Consider the following 17,315-nt stretch of genomic DNA (forward strand, 5'->3'; position numbering starts at 1 on the left):
TCACGTCATCACCCACCCTCCGTTGACCTCGATCGTCTGTCCGGTGACGAAGGACGCGTCGGGACCGGCGAGGAACGCCACGACGGCGGCCAGCTCCTCAGGCCGGCCGCGGCGCTTGAGGGCCTGCCGCTCCAGCACGAAGGCCCGGTAGCTCGCGGGATCCGGGTGGATCTCCTCGGCTGCGGTGGGGAACGCGCCCGGCGAGACGCAGTTGACGCGGATCCCGTAAGCGCCCAGCTCGCGGGCCAGCGCCCGGGTGAGCGACACCGCGGCGCCCTTCGTCGCCACGTAGGCGGCGAGGTCGGACCAGCCGCCGTGCATGGTGATGGACGCGACGTTGACGATGGCCCCGCCGCCGGCCTCCGCCATGGAGCGGGCGGCGGTCTGCGCGCACACCCAGTAGGCGCGCTGGTTGACGGCGTGCACGTCCTCGTACTCGGCCAGCGGCACGTCGAGGAAGGGGCGGGCGGGATAGACCGCGGCGTTGTTGACCAGGACGCCGACCGGGCCGAGCGTGCGGCCGGCCTCGGCGAGCGCGGCCTCGGCGGCGTCCGCGTCGCGCAGGTCGACGACGCGCGCCAGCGCCTCGCCGCCCGCGTCCGCCACGTCCTTCGCGGCCCGTTCCAGCGCGGCGCCGTCGGCGTCGAGCAGGGCGACCGGGTGCCCGTCGGCGGCCAGCCGCAGGGCGACGGCACGGCCGAGGGCGCCGCCCGCGCCCGTGACCACCGCCGTGGCCCCGGGTGTCGCATCGGCGGTCATCGCTGACTCCCTTCGCGGTAGCAGGCGTCGAGGTCGTCGAGCAGCGCCCCGTGCGGCCGGCGGTCGGCCAGTCCTTCGCGCAGCAGCCGCGAGGCGGCCTCCTGGAAGGCGGGATAGCCGGGCCCGCGGGGCCGCACCCAGGCCGCCTCGACGGTGGCGAGGGTGGCGCGGTAGAAGCCGCCCCAGCGGTCGTTTGTCCACCGGTCGGTCCACGCGGCGCGGGCCGCGGGCTGTCCCCCGGTGAGGGGGAACAGCTCGCGCTGCACCGGGTCGGCGAGGAGGCGGCGGAGATGGTCGCGGATCGCGGTGCGGGCGAGCACGTCGGCGGCGCGGTGGCGGGAGACGGCGAGTCCGGCGCCGCCGAGGACGCTCGCCGGCGGGCCGTCGGGCAGCCAGGCGGGGGCGTCCGCGAACGCCAGCGGGTACGGGCCGGCCCGGGTGTAAGTGACGTAGCCGTAGACCAGCGGGCAGTACGCGGGTCCGCCGGCGGCTGCCATCGCCCGCAGCACGGCGATGGGGTCGGCCGACCGCAGCCGGTACGGGGTCCGTTCGGCCAGCTCCGCGAGCACGTCGAGGGCGGCGAGCCCGGTCTCCCGGCCGACGAGGACGTCCCCGGACGGGCCGCCCGGCGCGTCGGCCTCCTGGGCCGGCTCCTCGCCGCGGCCCACGCACAGCGCGCAGAAGGTGAGGAAGGCGTGCGGTCCGCCCAGGCAGAGCGTGACGGGCACCCGGGCGGCCAGCGCGCACACCTCCGCCCAGGTGCGAGGCCGCGCCTGACCGGCCATCAGGTCCGGGCGGACGGCGGCTACCTGGGCGGCGGCGTCCAGGGGCAGTGCCCAGGTGAGGCCGTCCAGCACATAGCTGTCGTAGCTGGCCCCGACGCTCCGCTCCCGCCAGCCCTTCAGCTCGGCCGGCTCGAACAGCTCCTCCATCGCCACGAGGCAGCCGGAGTCCACCGCGGTGCCCAGCCCGGGGTGATCGACGACGAGGACGTCGTACACGGGCGCGAGTGAGGCGATCGGCGTCGACTCGAAGCCGGCGAGCGGCTGGCGGTCCCAGCGCAGCGGCCGGCCGACGGTCTCGCAGCCGGGCGGCAGCGCGTCGTCGAGGCGGGCCAGCTCCTCCAGGGGCGCGTAGCCGCGTGGATGATCCCAGGTCAGCCCGCGCAGCTCGGCGGTGCGGGGCGGTGTGGTCGCCATGGCCGTCATGCCCCCTCCTCGGCGCGCACGGCGCCGCCGTCGAGCAGCCCGGCCACCTGCGCGTCCGGGTAGCCGAGTTCGGCGAGGATCTCGCGGGTGTGCTCGCCGACGAGCGGCGCGCCGCGGCGCACCTCGGGCGGGGTCGCGCTGAAGCCGTAGGGGAAGCCCGGTGTGGTCACCTCACCCTCGGCCGGGTGCCGGTAGGTCACGAAGGAGCCGTTGTGCCGGACCTGGGGGTCGGCGACGACGTCGGCGTAGGTGTGGACGGGGCCCGCCCAGACGCCGTGCTCGGTGAAGATCTCCAGCCACTCGTCGGAGGTGCGGCGCGGCAGCCGCCCGCGCACCAGTTCGGTGATCTCGTCGCGGCGGGTGTGGCCGTCGGTGTCGGCGTCGTACCGGGCCAGTGCGGGCAGTTCGAGGGCGGCGGCCAGGGCGGTGAGGTCCGGCATGGCGAGCGCCACGTGGCCGTCCTTGGTGGCGAACACCCCGTAGGGGGCGCGGATGTACGTATGGCCGTGCGGCTCCTCGCCGCGGCGCTGCGGGACGCCGCCGACGGTGAAAACCGACAGCTCCTGCATCTGCGCCGCGATGGCCGCGTCCAGCATGTTCACGGTGACGAGCTGCCCCTCGCCGGTGCGCTCCCTGTGCAGCAGCGCGGCCAGCGCGCCCTCGAAGGCGGAGTACGCGGTGAGGGCGTCGACGGCGTACGTGCCGGACGGGGCGGGCGGGTCGGCCGCGCGGCCGACGCTGTACATCGCCCCGGTCATCGCCTGCAGCAGCAGGTCCTGGCCGGGGCGGGCGGCGTACGGCCCGCTGTCGCCATAGCCGGAGACGGACACGTACACGATGCCCGGGTTCAGCTCGCGGATCGCCGCGTAGTCCACGCCGAGCCGCTCGGCCACGCCGGGCCGGTAGTTCTGCAGGAAGACGTCGGCGCGGCGGACCAGGTCGTGCACCACGGCCCGGCCGCCGGCCGACTTCAGATCCACGGCGAGGCTGCGCTTGTTGCGGTTGAGGGCGAGGAAGGAGGCGTTGAGGCGGCTGCCCGTGGCGCCGCCGGCCGGGGCGTGGCGCTGCCACTCCCCGGCCGGCGGCTCGACCTTGACCACGTCGGCCCCCAGGTCGCCCAGCCGCATCGCCGCCAGCGGCCCCGCCATGGCGATCGACAGATCGACCACCCGGTAACCGTCCAGGATTCCCATGGTCCTTCCCTCCGTCGTCCGTTCGTCATGCGCCGGCGGCGGTCGGCTGCCGGGCGGGGTCCTGCGGCGGTCAGCGGCCGGTGAACCGCGGCTCGCGGCGCTCGGCGAAGGCCGCCCGCCCCTCGGCCGCGTCCTCGGTGGCGAAGCACACCGTCTGCAGGTCGCGCTCGTACTGAATGGCCTGGGCGAGCGGCATGCTGTGCGCCGCGCGCAGGTTGGCCTTCGCCGTCTGGGCCGCGATGGGCGCCCGGGCGGCGATGCGTCCGGCCAGTTCCGTCGCGGCCGGCAGCAGGTCCTCATCGGGTACGACCCGGCTGACCAGCCCCCAGGCCAGGGCCTGGGAGGCGTCGACGGGATCGCCGGTCAGCAGCATCAGCGCGGCGTTGGACGCGCCGATGCTGTGGGTCAGCAGTGCGCTCTGGCCGCTGCCGCCGATCCAGCCGAGCTTGATCTCGGGCGCGGCGAACCGGGCCGACTCGCCCGCGATCCGGATATCGCAGGACAGCGCCAGTTCCAGGCCGCCGCCGAGGGCGTGGCCGCCGACCGCCGCGACCACGGGCGTGCGCACCGCCCGTACGGCGTCCCCGTAGTCGAGCCGGTTGCGGAAGGCCCACGGGGTGTCGTATGTGTCCAGCCCGGCGATGTCGCTGCCGGCGCAGAACACCGGCCCGGCCCGGCCGCCGGCGCCGGTCAGAACGATGGCGCGCACGGTGGCGTCGTCGTCCAGACCGGCGAGCCGGCTGCGCAGCTCCGCCGCCATCTCGGGAGTGAGGGCGTTGAGCTTGGCCGGCCGGTCCAGGGTGACCACGGCGACCGGGCCCTGCGTCTCGCAGCGGATGCGACCGCTCATCGGGTGCTCACTTCGCGTCCCGGTCGGGTACCGGGTAGGGGAAGGAGTCCTTCAGGCCGATCTTGTCGTACTCCATCCGGGAGGCGTCGAAGTCCTCCTGCCAGTTGGCGTTCTCGACCTCGTTGCACTGGTAGCTCTGGTACTTGTCGTCGGTGACCTCGCCGACCTCGATGTCGGCGAAGCTGAAGCCGCAGCCGCCGGCGTCCATGTGCACGCCGCGGGTGCCGCTGTCGGGCATGGAGCCGTCGGGGATGACGTCGCCGATGACGACCTGGCGCACGTGGTTGTCGATCGGGTGCGGCTCGGCGTTGTCGACGCCGTAGGTGTAGAAGGCGCCCATGTCGCCGCTGTCCAGACCGGCTTCCTCGATGCGCAGGTACTCGAAGGTGTTGTTACGGGCGTAGTTGTCCTCGGCGGGGACCTCCGGGCGGACCTCCAGGCTCACGCCGTAGCGGGCGCTGTGCTCGATGAGGCTGTGGCTGACGACGTTGTCGCCGGTGTCCATCAGCTCGACGCCGGCGGCGTCGCCCGGCACCAGCTCGCCGTAGTGGGTGATGTAGTTGTTGGTGAAGACGTGGCCGTTGGAGGTGTTGCCCTCCCCCGGATACGGGCCTTCGACCTTGATGCCGTCGGCGCCGATGTTCTCCAGCAGGCTGTTCTTCACCGTCAGGCCTTCGTTGGCGAAGAGGGCGTAGACGGCGTGATAGCCGGTGTCGGAGATGTGCATGCCGGTGAGGGTGATGTCCTTGCTGTTGGTGACCGTCACCGCGCCGAAGCGGTTGCGGGGCATCTCGATCTGCCGGTCGTACATCGGGTACTTGTGCTCGTAGCCGGAGTCGCCGTCGTCGACCCAGCCGAAGCGGTACCACTCCACGTAGTCGCTGTACTGCAGGGCGAGCCCGTCGAAGGTGATGTCCTTGACCCGGTGCCGCTCGCTGCTGCCGGCGATGTCGAGCAGCTGCGTGGTCGTGGGCGCCAGCACCTTGGCGTCCTTGATGTCGCCGCGCGGCTTGTAGTAGAGCTGGCCCTTCTCCTTGTCCAGGTAGTACTCGCCCGCCTGGTCGAGGAAGCCCAGCGAGTCCTGCAGGAAGTACCGCGAGCCGCTGCGGCTGTTCATCATGGCGTAGCGGGTCTGGTACTCGAGGGAGATCTGGCCCTCCGCCAGGTTCACGTCCTTGATCGGCACGGTGTCCGTGAACCAGCTCCAGCTGCCGCCGGACCAGATCGTCACCGTGGCCTTGGCCAGGCTCTCCGGATCCCACGTCGGGTCCAGCTCACCGGGGTTGGCCCACAGCCAGCGGCGCACCGCTTCCTTCTCCGGCTCGGGGATGGTGGAGATCAGGTACGGGGCCCACTCGGTGTCGGTGCGGCGGTTGGGGTAGCGGGCGTTGGTGGCGCGCTTGCCGTCCTCGAAGAGCGTGTAGAAGGCGTCCTTGCCGACGTCGGCGCGGTAGATGCCGTCCTTGTACGCCTCCCAGCCGGTGACCTCCTCGGCGCCGACGACGCGGGCCTTTCCCGGGCCGTCGTAGCTGCGGTAGATCACGTCGTGGCCGCCGGAGCCGGAGTCGCGCTCGTCGAACTCGACAGCCTTGTCCACCGGATAGTCGCCCGCGCGCAGGTTCACCACGATGTCGCAGCTCATCCCCTTGTTCAGGCCCTCGCTGCGGATGTGGTCGCGGGCGTGCCCGGGGGTGCGCCAGGGGTCGTCCTCGGTGCCCTCCGCCCGGTCGCTGCCGCCGGGCGAGACGAAGAACTCCTCGGGGCGGCAGTCGCCGGCCGCGGTGGCGGTGCCGCCCTCGGGCAGCGTGGTGCCGCCCAGGAGCAGCAGGCCGCTGGCTGCCAGCACCGCGACGCTCGTTCGGGATCTGCGGATGGTACGCAACACGGGTCTCCTTGCCTCTCGGACGTGCAGGTGCGCGATGGTGCCCGCCTCTCGCGGCAAGGCGGGCCGGCCGGGTGTCAGCCCGTGCCCCGGGCGCTGCGCCAGCGCTCGTATTCGGCACGGGTGTCGGGGGTCAACGGGTAGTAGTCGGAAAGGGCGCCGCCCTCCTCGATCCGGGTGCGGCTGAAGCGCTCCCACTGCTCGTGTTCGCGGGCCGCGGAGACGACGTCCCCGGCGCGCCGCCGGGGCACCACGACCGGGCCGTCGTCGTCGGCGACCACCAGGTCGCCGGGGAGGACCAGGACGCCGCCGCAGGCCACGGGCACGTCGTACGCCCACGGGAACAGCTCGGACTGGGAGGCGTAGTGCGGGGTGACGCCGGTCGACCAGACCGGCACGCCGGTCTCGCGCACCCGGGGCAGGTCGCGGATGCAGCCGTCGACGACGATCCCGGCGCCGCCCTTGCGCTGGAAGTAGCGCACGAGCATGTCGCCGAAGCAGCCGGTGTGGGTGCTGCCGTACGCCTGCACCACGAGCACGTCACCGGGCTCGATCGCCTCCAGCACCGCCCACAGGGCGGTGTGCCGCTCGACGTACTCCTGGCCGAGGCCGGAGGCGACGTCCTCGCGCTGCGGCATGAACTGCAGCGTGCGCGCCCGGCCGGCGATCTTCTGCCCGGCCGCCAGCGGCCGTGGCCCGGAGACGAACGTGCGGCGGATGCCCTGGGCGTGCAGCTTGGCGCAGGCGGTGGCCGACGAGATCCCGGACAGCTGCTCGACGAGCCCGGGGTCGGCGCTGCCGGGCGGCTTGCCGCGCACCGGCAGATCCCACACGTGGTCCTCCACGAAATCTCCTCACGTTCATCTCACGTAGTGCGGTGTGCGGCCCGGTGGGCCCGCGGGGTCAGCCGCAGTTCGAGCCCGATGCACCTGCCGGGCGGCAGCTCCACCTCCAGCCGCGGGCCGCCGACGGCGATCTCGCGGGCGGTGGCGGCGGGTACGGGGGCGGCGTACGCCCGCGGGTCGCCGGGATAGCCGGGCTCCGCCGCGTCGGCTCGTACGCCGTCGATGCGGTGCTCGCCGAACGAACCGGCGCGCACCTCGACCCGGCGGGTCCCGCCGAGGCCGGTGTGCACCAGCCGCAGCCTGACCCGCTCCGGGCCGGCTTCCTCGACCAGCGCGGCGATGTCCGGGGGCAGCCCGGGCCGGCCGCGCAGGGCGTCGTGGTAGGCCAGGCGCAGCGGCAGCAGCCCGCCGTTGTAGAGGACCTGCGGGGTGCCCGTGGTGAGCTGCAGCAGGGCCTCGGTGACCACCGGGTTGAGCCGCTGCCAGTGGTGGATGTTCAGGTCGGCGGGTCGAGCGCGGTCGGCGGCCATCAGCGCCATGCGCCGCTCCACCTGGGCGAGGGCGACGCGCAGCACGGCGACGGGGTAGCCGGGGTTCTCGCCGCGCAGGTACTCCAGCCACGGCGCCTCGTGCCCGGCCTCCTCCTTGTTGCGGAAGCTGCGCACCGTGCGCCAGTCGTAGCCGCTGGCCGCGCGCAGCCGGTCGATCCGGTCGGCGTCCTGTCGCTCCGCCCCGGCCTGCCACAGCCACACGGGCAGGCCGAGCTGCGGCGGCTGGTGGTCGAACCAGCCGCCGTCGGCGTGCCGGTTGGGGACGAGCAGGGTGGGCCGGTCGGCGTCCTCGCCCAGCTCGGCGTGCCAGCGGTCGGAGATGCTCATCGGCGTGCCGGTGACGGTCCCGGTGACGGCGTGCCGCGCGACGGCGTCCAGGGGTCCGCGGCCGAGGGCGAGACCCTCGGTGCCGCCGGTCAGCAGCACGCTGTTGACGGCGGCGATCACCGCGGCGTTGCCGACGCTGTAGAGGCCGTGCGGCCAGGACCAGCCGTAGTTGCCGCCGTACCAGCGGCCGGAGTGCAGCTCCCCGACCCGGCCGGAGGGGCCGACGTTGTCGGGCAGGATGCCGCCGCACGCCTCGGCCCGCCGCTGCCAGGCGGCCATGTAGCCCAGCGCCCAGTCGCGGTAGCGGTCGTCGTGGCCGTAGAGCCAGGCGTTGGTGGCCAGGCTGGTGGCGGCGAGGTTGACGACGGCGTCGCCGCGGCCGAGCCGCTCGTCCATGGCCGCGCCCATGCGGACGGCGTTGCCGGGGTCCGCGAGGTCCTGCCAGTTGGAGATGCCGGGCAGGTCGCGCAGCGGCAGGCCGTACGGGCGCATGGTCGCCAGGTCGGCGCCGTAGCCGGCGGACCACTCTTCGTTGACGCCCCAGCGGGGTCCCGCCGCGCCGTTGTGCGGGGCGCGGATGATCTCCGCGTTCGGGTCGTAGTTGCCCGCGGGCGCGCCTGGCAGATACAGCTCGGCGAACCGGTGGGCGCGGGCCTCGAACTCGGCGTCGGCGGGGTCGGCGGCGCAGATGCCGTAGAACAGCAGCAGCGACTCCCCCATGTGGAACCAGTCGTAGCCGCGCTCGAACTCGTCGACCACGTAGCCCAGTTCGGTCAGCTGCGCGGTCACGCCGCGCCAGTGGTGCTTGGCGGCGTCCAGGAGGTCGTCGGCGCCGCCGAGCTGGTAGAGGACGGGCCAGTTGAAGAACGCCTCGTAGAAGTCGTCGGCGCCGTCGCGGCTGGCCACGGGTCCGGCGTAGCGCAGGCTGCCGCGGGGCTCGCAGTAGCGGTCGGCGAAGGCGCGCCACGCCTCGTCGAGCGCGTCGAAGAGCCGGCGCTGGAGCAGCGCCCAGACGGGGGGTGTGCCGACGGGGACGGTGGCGGTGAGGCGCGGCACGGGTGCCGCCTGCGGTGGGGCCTCGGTCATCGCTCAGCCTCTCGTCGCCCCGGCCGTCAGGCCGCTGATGATGTGGCGTTGCATGAAGACGAAGAAGACGAGCAGCGGCGCGATGGCCAGCAGCAGGGTGGGGAAGACCACGGTGTAGTCGGTCTGGTACTGGCTGACCGCCGCGTAGACGCCGGTGGTGACGGTGTGGAGGCCGCTGCCGGGGCCGAGGATGATCTGCGGGTTCACGAAGTCGTTCCACACCGAGAAGGTGTTGAGGATGACCATGGTGGCGACCACGGGGCGCATCAGCGGGAAGATGATGCGCCAGAACGTGCGCACGGGACCGGCACCGTCCACGGCCGCGGCCTGGTCCAGCTCCCGCGGGATCGTCGCGATGTAGCCCGCGTAGAGGAAGATCGAGAACGGCAGCGTGAGGACCGTCTCGAAGAGCACGAACCCGCGCACGGTTCCCATCAGCCCCAGTGTCTTGAGCACGTAGACGACCGGGATCACCAGCACCTGGCCGGGGATGAAGGTGCCGGCCAGGAAGAACACCATCAGTGCCCGGTACCGGCGGCGGCTGCTGCGGGCGATGACATACGCGGCGGGCCCGGCGAGCACGACGGACAGGACGTTGACGCAGACGACGAAGAGCAGGGTGACGGCGTAGCCGCGGACGATGTTGAACTGCGAGTCGTGCAGCACCTCGTTCAGGTGGGAGAACGTGGGTCCGCCCGACGGCAGCCCGAACGGGTTCTCCAGGATGTCCTGCTGGTCCTTGAAGGCGTTGACGACCAGCACGTAGAGCGGGACGAGCATGCCGATCGTCACGACGGACAGGAACGCCAGCCGGGGCAGGCCGCGACGGCGGCCCGGCGGCCCGCGCCGGAGCCCCTTGCGGTGCGGCCCGCCGGCGGCGGGCGGCGCCGGGGCGGCTGCCCCCTCGCCCCCTCCGGGCCCGGCGGCAGCCGGTGCCGGCTTGGTCTCGCTGTGCAGGGTCATGAGTACACCGCCGTCTCCCCGCGCCGGCGCAGCCGGGTGACGGCGAGCGCCAGGACCGCGGTGACGAGCATGAGAACCACCGACTGGGCCGAGCCGAAGCCGAGGCGCCCGTCGTGGAAGGAGTTCCACAGAATGAGGTAGGCGACCGTCTGTGTCTGTCCCGCGGGGCCGCCCGCGGTGAGGGAGACCACGAGGTCGTAGGTCTTGAGCAGAGTGACCAGGGACAGCACCAGGTTGATGGTCACCGACGGGCCGAGCGCGGGCAGCGTGACATGGCGGAACACCTGCCGCCGGCTGGCGCCGTCGATGCGCGCGGCCTCGATCAGCGAGTGCGGCACCGCCTGCAGCCCGGCCAGATACAGCACGACGTTCACGCCGAAGGCCGACCAGACGACGACGGCCACCATCGTGGCCAGCGCCCAGTCGGGATCGGAGAGGAAGGGCAGCACGTCGCCGCCCCGGGAGGTGACGAAGTTGTTGACGGCTCCGGTGGTGCCGAGGATCGCGCTCCACAGGAAGCCGACGACCAGCGCGCTGAGCACGTGCGGGTAGAACATGACCATGCGGAAGAAGGCGTTAGCCCGCGACGTGCCGTTGAGCAGCAGTGCGAAGCCGAGCCCGAGCACGTTGAGCCCGACGGTTCCGGCACCCGCCAGCAGCAGCGTGACGACGGCCGCGCGGCGCAGCGCCGGGTCGTCCACCAGGTCGGCGTAGTTGTCCCCGCCGACCACGGCCGGGTTGGAGCTGTAGCCGTCCCAGTCCGTCAGGCTGAGGTAGACCGCGAGGCCGACCGGGACGGCGAGCATCACCGTATACAGGACGGTGGCCGGGCCGACCATGACGAGGGAGGCGAGGCCGTCCCGGCGTCTGCCGCGGGCAGTGCTGCTCTGCATGGGCGCCTTCCTGATCAGGAGTGGTCCTTGAGCCACCGGTCCACCGCCTCGGCGACCTCCTCGGGCGAGCGCCCGGTGTAGAGCCCCTGGACCTCGGTGTTCCAGGCGGTGTTGAACCCGCGGGGCAGCGTGTCGTCGCCGTAGCCCTCGCCCTGGGCGACCCGGGAGGGCGCCTCGTCGAGGATCTGCTGCACCTGGTCCTCCAGCGGGCTTACATCCCGTTCGAAGCCGCTGCGGAAGTTGCCGTCCTGCTCCAGCTGGCTGACGATCGCCTGCTCGTCGGTGACCAGCCATTCGACGAGATCGAGCGCCAGGTCCCGTTCCCCGCTGTCCTTGAGCACCATGTACGGCGCGGCCATCGTCGCGCCCTGCGGGCCGGGGTGGTCCTGGCCCTCGGCGACGGGAGCGGCGAAGACGCCGATCTCGTCGCCCTTGTCGGCGGCGGCGACGGAGGCGGTGAACCAGCTGCCCATGACGTACATCGCCGACTTGCCGGACAGGAAGTTCGTCTCCCCGTCCACGTTCTTCAGGCCCATCGCGTTCTTGTCGAGGTAGCCGCGCTCCAGCCAGCCGTCGTACAGCTCCAGATACGGCAGCATCGACTCGCCGACGGTCGGCTCGCCGCGCGCGACGTCCGCGTACCAGTCGGGGTGGCTCTGGGCGAGGGACGGGTCGGCGAACTGCAGGAGCTGCAGTCCGGTGACGAACTCGGCGGAGGTCTGCAGCGGCAGGTAGCCGGCGTCCTTGAGCTTGCCCATCGCGTTCGTGAACTGGTCGAGGGTGGTGGGCGGTTGTTCGATGCCGGCCTCGGCGAAGGCCTTCTTGTTGTAGAAGACGAGGGACTGGGCCTGTTCACCGACTCCGACGTTGTAGATCTTTCCGTCCAGGGCGGCTTCCTTCACCAGCGGGGTGTCGGCCGCCCATGGCTCGTCCGTCAGCTCCAGCATCTTGGGCGCGAGCGTCTCGTCCACCATCAGCGTCTCGACCACGTCCGGCGGGTCGCCCGCGGCGAGCTGCTGCTGCAGCGTGTCCGCGACGCCCTTTCCGGACGGGGCCTCGATCTTCACGTCGACGCCCTCGTTGGCCTCCTCGAAGGGCTTCACCAGGTCGTTCCAGAAGTCCTGGGTGAGGTTGGGGGTGATGTTGACGAGCATGCGGACCGTGCCGCCCTCCGACGAGCCACCGGAGTCGCCGTCGTCGTCGGAGAAGCCACCCGAGCCGCACCCGGCCAGCGCAGCCGCCGAGAGCACGGCCACCGCGCCCACCCACACTCGTTCCGTCTGCCGCAGGCGCATCGGTTCCTCCTTGGCGAGCACAACCGATCACGGTTTAGTGGGTCAATAATCGAGCAACGATACGTTAATATGTTCGTAGTAAAGCGCCGTCAAGGTGCCTGTCATGAAAGAAAAGTTGATGACAGCGGTCACGGAGACCGGCGACGTGAGTCAGAAATTCATAGACATCGAGAGGTGAAGCGGGCCCGTGACCGCGCCGGATCTGCGGAAGTTTCCGCAGCTGAGCGACGAAGACCGCGCGACGCTGCGGGATTGGTCGGCTCGGCCGCCCGAAGCGATGCGGCTACGCAGCCGCATCGTGCTCGCCTGCGCGGAGGGGCTGACCAACGCGGACATCGCCAAGCGCCTGCAGGTCAGCCCCGCCACCGTGGCCAAGTGGCGTGAGCGATACCTCAACGGCGGGGTCGCCGGGCTGAGCGACGCCCCGCGGTCGGGACGGCCTCGAACCACCGGACGGCACGACGCCGAGCGGCACATCGCCGAGTTGCTGACGCAGGCGCGCGAGGGCGGCCCGGTCCCGTCCACCCGCTCACTGGCCCGGACGCTCGGGCTGTCGCAGTCCACCGTCGCCCGCATCTGGCAGGACGAGGAGCGCAGACAGCAGGCCGACGGCCGACTGCGCCCCGTCCCGCCCGCGGCGGCCCACACCGGCCAGACCGGAGGCACCGTCTTCCCCGCGGCCGTGCAACTGCCCCGCCAACTGCTCTCCGACCACGTCTACGGGCTGCTGCGCACCTGGATCGTCAGCGGCGAACTCGTGCCGGGCCAGCGGCTCGTGGAATCGGAGATCGCCCGTCAGGTCGGCACCAGCCAGGCCCCGGCCCGCGAGGCGATCAAGCGGCTGGCGAACGAAGGGCTGGTCATCTCGCAGCCGCGCCGCGGCACGTACGTCTCGCAGGTCTCCGAGCGACAGGCGCAGGAAGTCCGCGACATCCGGGTGATGTTCGAGGAGTACGCGGCCCGCAAGGCCACCGGCCGGCTGGACGACGAGCGGCTGCGGCTGCTCGACGGCGACGTGACGCTGCTGCGCCGGGCCGCGGAGAGCGGCGACATCGGCGCGTTCCGCGACGCCGACATGTCCTTCCACCGGCACGTCTGCGAGGCGGCGGGCAACGCGGCGCTCATCCGGTTGTGGCGCATGATCGAGTCCAGCATGTGGGGGCTGCACGTGCTGGGCAATCCGCTCTACCGCGGCGACTGGCGCGCGATGGCGGAGTACCACGCCGAGCTGCTGAACGCCCTGCAGACCGGCGACCCCGACACCACGGGGCCGATGTTCGCCGCCCACGCCGCCGGCGAGGCGTCCCGCTACCACCGCGAGCACCCCCTCAACTGACCGCACGACCGACCCGCAGCCGCTCGTTCAACCGACCCGCGCCGCCGACCCGCGCCACCGAGGGAGTCGTCATGAGCAGGCACGCACGCAGAGAAGTCCTACGGCTCGGCGCTCTCGCCGCCGTCGCGGCCGCGCTGTCCGCCAGCGCCGCGAGCGCGGCCGCGGGGCCGGGCCCGGCCCGGCCCCGCGTCCCCCGCTTCCCCGACGCCTGGTTCCCCGTCACCGACTACGGCGCCGCCGGCGACGGCGCCACCGACTGCACCGCCGCCGTCCGCGCCGCCGTACGCGCCTGCCACGACGCCGGCGGCGGCCATGTGCTGGTGCCCCCGGGCCGCTGGGCCACGGGGGCGATCCACCTGCTCAGCGGCGTCGACCTGCATGTCGCCGCGGGCGCCACCGTGCTCTTCAGCACCGACCCGGCCGCCTACCTGCCCGTCGTCCTCACCCGCTGGCAGGGCATCGAGGTCTACAACTACTCGCCGCTGATCTACGCCCACCGCGCCCACGACATCGCCGTCACCGGCCGCGGCGTCCTCGACGCGCAGGGCGACAACTCCCACTGGTGGCCGTGGAAGGGCTCCGGTCAGTTCGGCTGGGAGCCCGGCATGCCGCACGAGCGCGACGACTGGGGGCAGCTGGAGCGCTGGGGCGCCGACGGCGTGCCCGTCGCGGAGCGCGTCCTCGGCGAGGGGCACTATCTGCGCCCCAGCTTCGTCCAGCCGCACTCCTGCCGCAACGTCCTCGTCGAGGGTGTCACGCTGCGCAACTCCCCCTTCTGGAACATCCATCCGGTGCTCAGCCGGAACGTCACCGTGCGCGACGTCACCGTCGAGTGCCACGGCCCGAACAGCGACGGCTGCAACCCCGACTCGTGCGAGAAGGTTGCCATCAGCCGCGTCACCTTCGCCACCGACGACGACTGCATCGCCATCAAGTCGGGCCGCGACCGGGACGGCCGGCGGGTCGGCGTGCCGTCCCGCCACATCCGGATCGAGGACTGCCTCTACCTCAGCGGGGGCGCCGCGGTGGCGATCGGCAGCGAGATGAGCGGCGGGGTGTCCGACGTGCTCGCCCGGCGGCTGCACCTGCCCCTCCATCCGGACCTCGACGAGGCCGCCGTCGGCTGGATCCTCAACGTCAAGTCCACGCCCACCCGTGGCGGTTACGTACGGGACGTGCGCGTGACGGACGTCGAGGCGCCGGGCTGGACGTACGTCCCGTTCGAGGTGACGTTCCAGTACGCGGGCGGCACCGGCGGCGAGCACTTCGCCGAGGTCAGCCGGCTGTCGGCGGCGCGCTGGCGGGTCGGCGGACCGTGCGAGTACCCCGTACGCATCCGGGCCCGCCCGGAGGAGCCCGTACGCGACGTGCGGCTGTCCGGCCTCGACTTCGCCGACGCCGCGCAGCCCGCGCTTCTGCAATCCGTCAACGGACTCTCCGTGCACGACGTCACCGTCAACGGCGAACCCCTCGGAGGACAGTCATGACGTCGACGAACCCCGCCGCCCGCGCCGTCGTGGTCGGCACCGGCTCCCGCGCCCAGATGTTCACCGCCGCGCTCGCCCGTCGCCCGCACCTGCGGGTGGCCGCGCTGTGCGACCCCAACCCGGCCCGGATCGCCCACCACCAAAGGCTCCTCGCGGCGGCGGGGGCGCCGGAGGCCGCGGCGTGGGCCCCGGACGACTTCGAGCGCCGGCTGCGCTCCGACGGCATCGAGGAGGTCGTCGTCACCACGGTGGACGCCCTGCACGACGCGTACATCGTGCCGGCGCTGCACGCCGGTTGCCGCGTGGTGACGGAGAAGCCGATGACCACGGACGCGCCGCGCTGCCGCCGCATCCTGCAGGCCGCGGCAGACACCGGCGGGGAGGTGGCCGTCGCGTTCAACTACCGCTACAACCCGGTGCACGCGCAGATCCGCGCGCTGCTCGCCGGCGGGGCGGTCGGCGAGGTGCTGTCGGTGCACTTCGAATGGCTGCTGGACGTGCGCCACGGCGCGGACTACTTCCGCCGCTGGCACCGGGAGAAGGACCAGAGCGGCGGGCTGATGGTGCACAAGTCGAGCCACCACTTCGACCTCGTCAACTGGTGGCTGGGAGCCCGCCCGCAGCAGGTCTTCGGCCACGGCCGGCTGGGCTTCTACGGCCGCGAGGCGGGCGAGAAGTCCGGCTACCGGCGCGACTACGAGCGCGCCCACGGCGCCGCCGCGGCCCAGGACGACCCGTTCGCGCTGCCGCTCGCCGAGAACGACGCGCTGCGCTCGCTCTATCTGGAGGCCGAGACCCACGACGGCTACCTGCGCGACCGCAACGTCTTCGGCGACGGCATCACCATCGAGGACGACATGTCGGTGCTGGTGCGCTACGACACCGGCGCCGCCATGACGTACCACCTCACCGCATACTCCCCCTGGGAGGGCTACCGGGTCGCCTTCAACGGCACCGCCGGGCGGCTGGAGCTGGAGGTCGAGGAGAGCCGCTGGCAGCCGCCGCGGCTGCGCACCGCCTCGGGCAAGGGCGCCATCCACGGCGACAAGGCGATGGCCAACGCCGGCGGCCCGCGCATCCTGCTGCGCCCGCTGTGGCGGGAGCCGCAGGAGGTGCCGGTGCCGGGCTACGACCACGCGGGGCACGGCGGCGGCGACGAGCGCATGCTCAGCGCGCTGTTCGGCCCGGCGGGCGGAGCAGCGGCCGGAGCAGCGCACGGCAGCGGTGGCGCCGACGGCCAGCGCGCCAACGCTGTCGACGGCGCGCTGGCCCTGGTCACCGGGCTCGCCGCGAACGAGTCCTTCGCCACCGGTGCCCCGGTGGCCACGGACGCGCTCGTGCCGCTGCCGGCCGGCTGAGGCGGAAGACGCGGGCTACGGCTGGTGGGCGCACGCGACGTCGAGGTCCCAGAGGATCACGGACAGCGCGTAGGGGCTGATGGTGTGGTCGCCGTGGGTGGCGTCCTCCAGCAGCTCCCAGTGTCCGTTGCCGATGACCTGAACGCGGTGGCGCACCACCGGCTCGTAGGCGCGGTGGCCCACCGCGTTGAAGCAGCAGTCGTCGAAGCGGTTCAGAATCTGTATCTGGCGGCGGTTCTCGCCGACCGCGGCCAGCGCGTAGAGGTCCATGAAGTCGGTCAGCCCGTAGAACGCGGGGTGGGAGTCCTTGCGCTGCTCCCAGTCGCCGGTCGTGGGACTGGGCTTGGGCGGCGCGGAGCGCAGGAAGAACGGCAGTGAGCCGGCGGTGGGATAGCTGCGCGTCACCCGGATGTCGAGCGCCGGGTACACGGTGGCACACCAACCGCCGCCGGACAGGCCGGTCATCTGCACCGAGGGCGGGCGGTACGTGCGCTGCACGTGGTTGAGCGCCACCGCCGGCGGCTCCAGGAAGAACCGCAGCGTGGAGAAGTCCGCCGTCTCCCACGGTCCGAGGTCGTTGTGCGACTCCACGGTGAGCGTACGGGACGGGTCCGCGGGGTCCTGAAGCTCCTTGGGGTTCCAGTGGTACAGCGGCATGGCGAGGAGCAGTACGGCGTAACCGGCGTCGAGCAGCCCCTGCGTGGTGCGCTGCATCGTGCTCGGCTCCTCGCCGTGGCCGTTGTGGTAGAGCGCGAACCGCCCGTGCGTGCTGTGCCTCGGCAGCAGCAGGAAGACGACGGAGCTGAGCCCGTACGGCAGCCGCACGGTGAGCCGGTCGATGCGGCGAACGCCCTCGAAGGCGGGCAGCTCGCCGCCGTCGACGCCTTCTTCGACCTCGGGCAGGGCGGTGGGCAGGCGGCTGTCGGCCGACTTCCACACCTCCCGCACGAGGGCGGCGCGCAGCGCGTCGGCGTCGGCCTCGGTGTGCACGGCCATCAGCTCCTCCGTGTCGACGCCGACGACCTGCTGCGGGAGCGCGCGGTAGTCGATGCTGTGGGCCGCGGCCACCTCGGCGTTGACCGGCGCCACCGGCCGCGGCGGGCGGGGCGGGGCGGCCCCGGCTGCTGCTGCGGGCGCGGCGCCGGCCGGTGCTGCGGCGGCGGTTGCGGTGGTGGCCGCGGTGGTGGCGACTGTGCCGGCGGCCGTGGTGCCGAGCGCGCCGAGGAGGGTCCTGCGGGACACCGTGGACATGGGTGATCACCTGCCGTGGGTTCGTCGGAGT

Annotated in this window: 14 protein-coding genes; 3 read left to right on the forward strand and 11 right to left on the reverse strand. The window is 72.7% G+C overall.

The window, feature by feature from the left end:
• The 10 genes from OG946_RS00615 to OG946_RS00660 all read right to left on the reverse strand — a co-directional run bounded on the left by OG946_RS00615 (nucleotide 1) and on the right by OG946_RS00660 (nucleotide 11,852).
• Nucleotides 1-759: an SDR family NAD(P)-dependent oxidoreductase gene (locus OG946_RS00615; protein ID WP_326794179.1), complete on the reverse strand. Its 759-nt coding sequence runs from the start codon at nucleotides 757-759 to the stop codon at nucleotides 1-3.
• A complete protein-coding gene (locus OG946_RS00620; RefSeq protein ID WP_326794180.1) occupies nucleotides 756-1,967 on the reverse strand; it encodes a carbohydrate ABC transporter substrate-binding protein in 1,212 nt (403 codons plus the stop codon). The genes OG946_RS00615 and OG946_RS00620 overlap by 4 nt, the downstream gene beginning before the upstream one ends.
• A complete protein-coding gene (locus OG946_RS00625) occupies nucleotides 1,964-3,160 on the reverse strand; it encodes a CaiB/BaiF CoA transferase family protein (protein WP_326794181.1) in 1,197 nt (398 codons plus the stop codon). Before OG946_RS00625 ends, OG946_RS00620 begins: the two co-directional genes overlap by 4 nt.
• A 70-nt stretch (nucleotides 3,161-3,230) precedes the next feature.
• Nucleotides 3,231-4,010: an enoyl-CoA hydratase/isomerase family protein gene (locus OG946_RS00630; RefSeq protein WP_326794182.1), complete on the reverse strand. Its 780-nt coding sequence runs from the start codon at nucleotides 4,008-4,010 to the stop codon at nucleotides 3,231-3,233.
• Between the two features lie 7 nt (nucleotides 4,011-4,017).
• Entirely contained in the window at nucleotides 4,018-5,895 is a 1,878-nt protein-coding gene (locus tag OG946_RS00635) for a right-handed parallel beta-helix repeat-containing protein (RefSeq protein WP_326794183.1), read from the reverse strand.
• Between the two features lie 74 nt (nucleotides 5,896-5,969).
• Complete coding sequence (locus OG946_RS00640; protein ID WP_326794184.1) at nucleotides 5,970-6,737, reverse strand: ribonuclease activity regulator RraA; 768 nt, start codon at nucleotides 6,735-6,737, stop codon at nucleotides 5,970-5,972.
• Nucleotides 6,738-6,757: 20 nt separating this feature from the next.
• Nucleotides 6,758-8,701 (reverse strand): hypothetical protein, encoded by a 1,944-nt coding sequence (locus tag OG946_RS00645; RefSeq protein WP_326794185.1) that lies wholly within the window; start codon nucleotides 8,699-8,701, stop codon nucleotides 6,758-6,760.
• Between the two features lie 3 nt (nucleotides 8,702-8,704).
• Nucleotides 8,705-9,664 carry a carbohydrate ABC transporter permease gene (locus OG946_RS00650; RefSeq protein WP_326794186.1) on the reverse strand — a complete coding sequence of 320 codons (960 nt, stop codon included), beginning with the start codon at nucleotides 9,662-9,664 and terminating at the stop codon, nucleotides 8,705-8,707.
• Complete coding sequence (locus OG946_RS00655) at nucleotides 9,661-10,557, reverse strand: carbohydrate ABC transporter permease (RefSeq protein WP_326794187.1); 897 nt, start codon at nucleotides 10,555-10,557, stop codon at nucleotides 9,661-9,663. The genes OG946_RS00650 and OG946_RS00655 overlap by 4 nt, the downstream gene beginning before the upstream one ends.
• 14 nt (nucleotides 10,558-10,571) lie before the next feature.
• A complete protein-coding gene (locus tag OG946_RS00660; RefSeq protein ID WP_326794188.1) occupies nucleotides 10,572-11,852 on the reverse strand; it encodes an ABC transporter substrate-binding protein in 1,281 nt (426 codons plus the stop codon).
• 277 nt (nucleotides 11,853-12,129) lie between these two features.
• Between OG946_RS00660 and OG946_RS00665 the strand changes: the two genes are divergently transcribed.
• The 3 genes from OG946_RS00665 to OG946_RS00675 all read left to right on the forward strand — a co-directional run bounded on the left by OG946_RS00665 (nucleotide 12,130) and on the right by OG946_RS00675 (nucleotide 16,033).
• Nucleotides 12,130-13,188 carry a GntR family transcriptional regulator gene (locus tag OG946_RS00665; protein ID WP_326794189.1) on the forward strand — a complete coding sequence of 353 codons (1,059 nt, stop codon included), beginning with the start codon at nucleotides 12,130-12,132 and terminating at the stop codon, nucleotides 13,186-13,188.
• 71 nt (nucleotides 13,189-13,259) lie between these two features.
• Nucleotides 13,260-14,675 carry a glycoside hydrolase family 28 protein gene (locus tag OG946_RS00670; protein WP_326794190.1) on the forward strand — a complete coding sequence of 472 codons (1,416 nt, stop codon included), beginning with the start codon at nucleotides 13,260-13,262 and terminating at the stop codon, nucleotides 14,673-14,675.
• Complete coding sequence (locus OG946_RS00675; RefSeq protein ID WP_326794191.1) at nucleotides 14,672-16,033, forward strand: Gfo/Idh/MocA family protein; 1,362 nt, start codon at nucleotides 14,672-14,674, stop codon at nucleotides 16,031-16,033. Before OG946_RS00670 ends, OG946_RS00675 begins: the two co-directional genes overlap by 4 nt.
• A gap of 15 nt (nucleotides 16,034-16,048) precedes the next feature.
• On the opposite strand, the gene OG946_RS00680 is transcribed toward OG946_RS00675, so the two are convergent.
• Nucleotides 16,049-17,284 carry a hypothetical protein gene (locus tag OG946_RS00680; RefSeq protein WP_326794192.1) on the reverse strand — a complete coding sequence of 412 codons (1,236 nt, stop codon included), beginning with the start codon at nucleotides 17,282-17,284 and terminating at the stop codon, nucleotides 16,049-16,051.
• Nucleotides 17,285-17,315 lie beyond the last annotated feature (31 nt).

Source organism: Streptomyces sp. NBC_01808, assembly GCF_035917395.1.
Classification (GTDB): domain Bacteria; phylum Actinomycetota; class Actinomycetes; order Streptomycetales; family Streptomycetaceae; genus Streptomyces.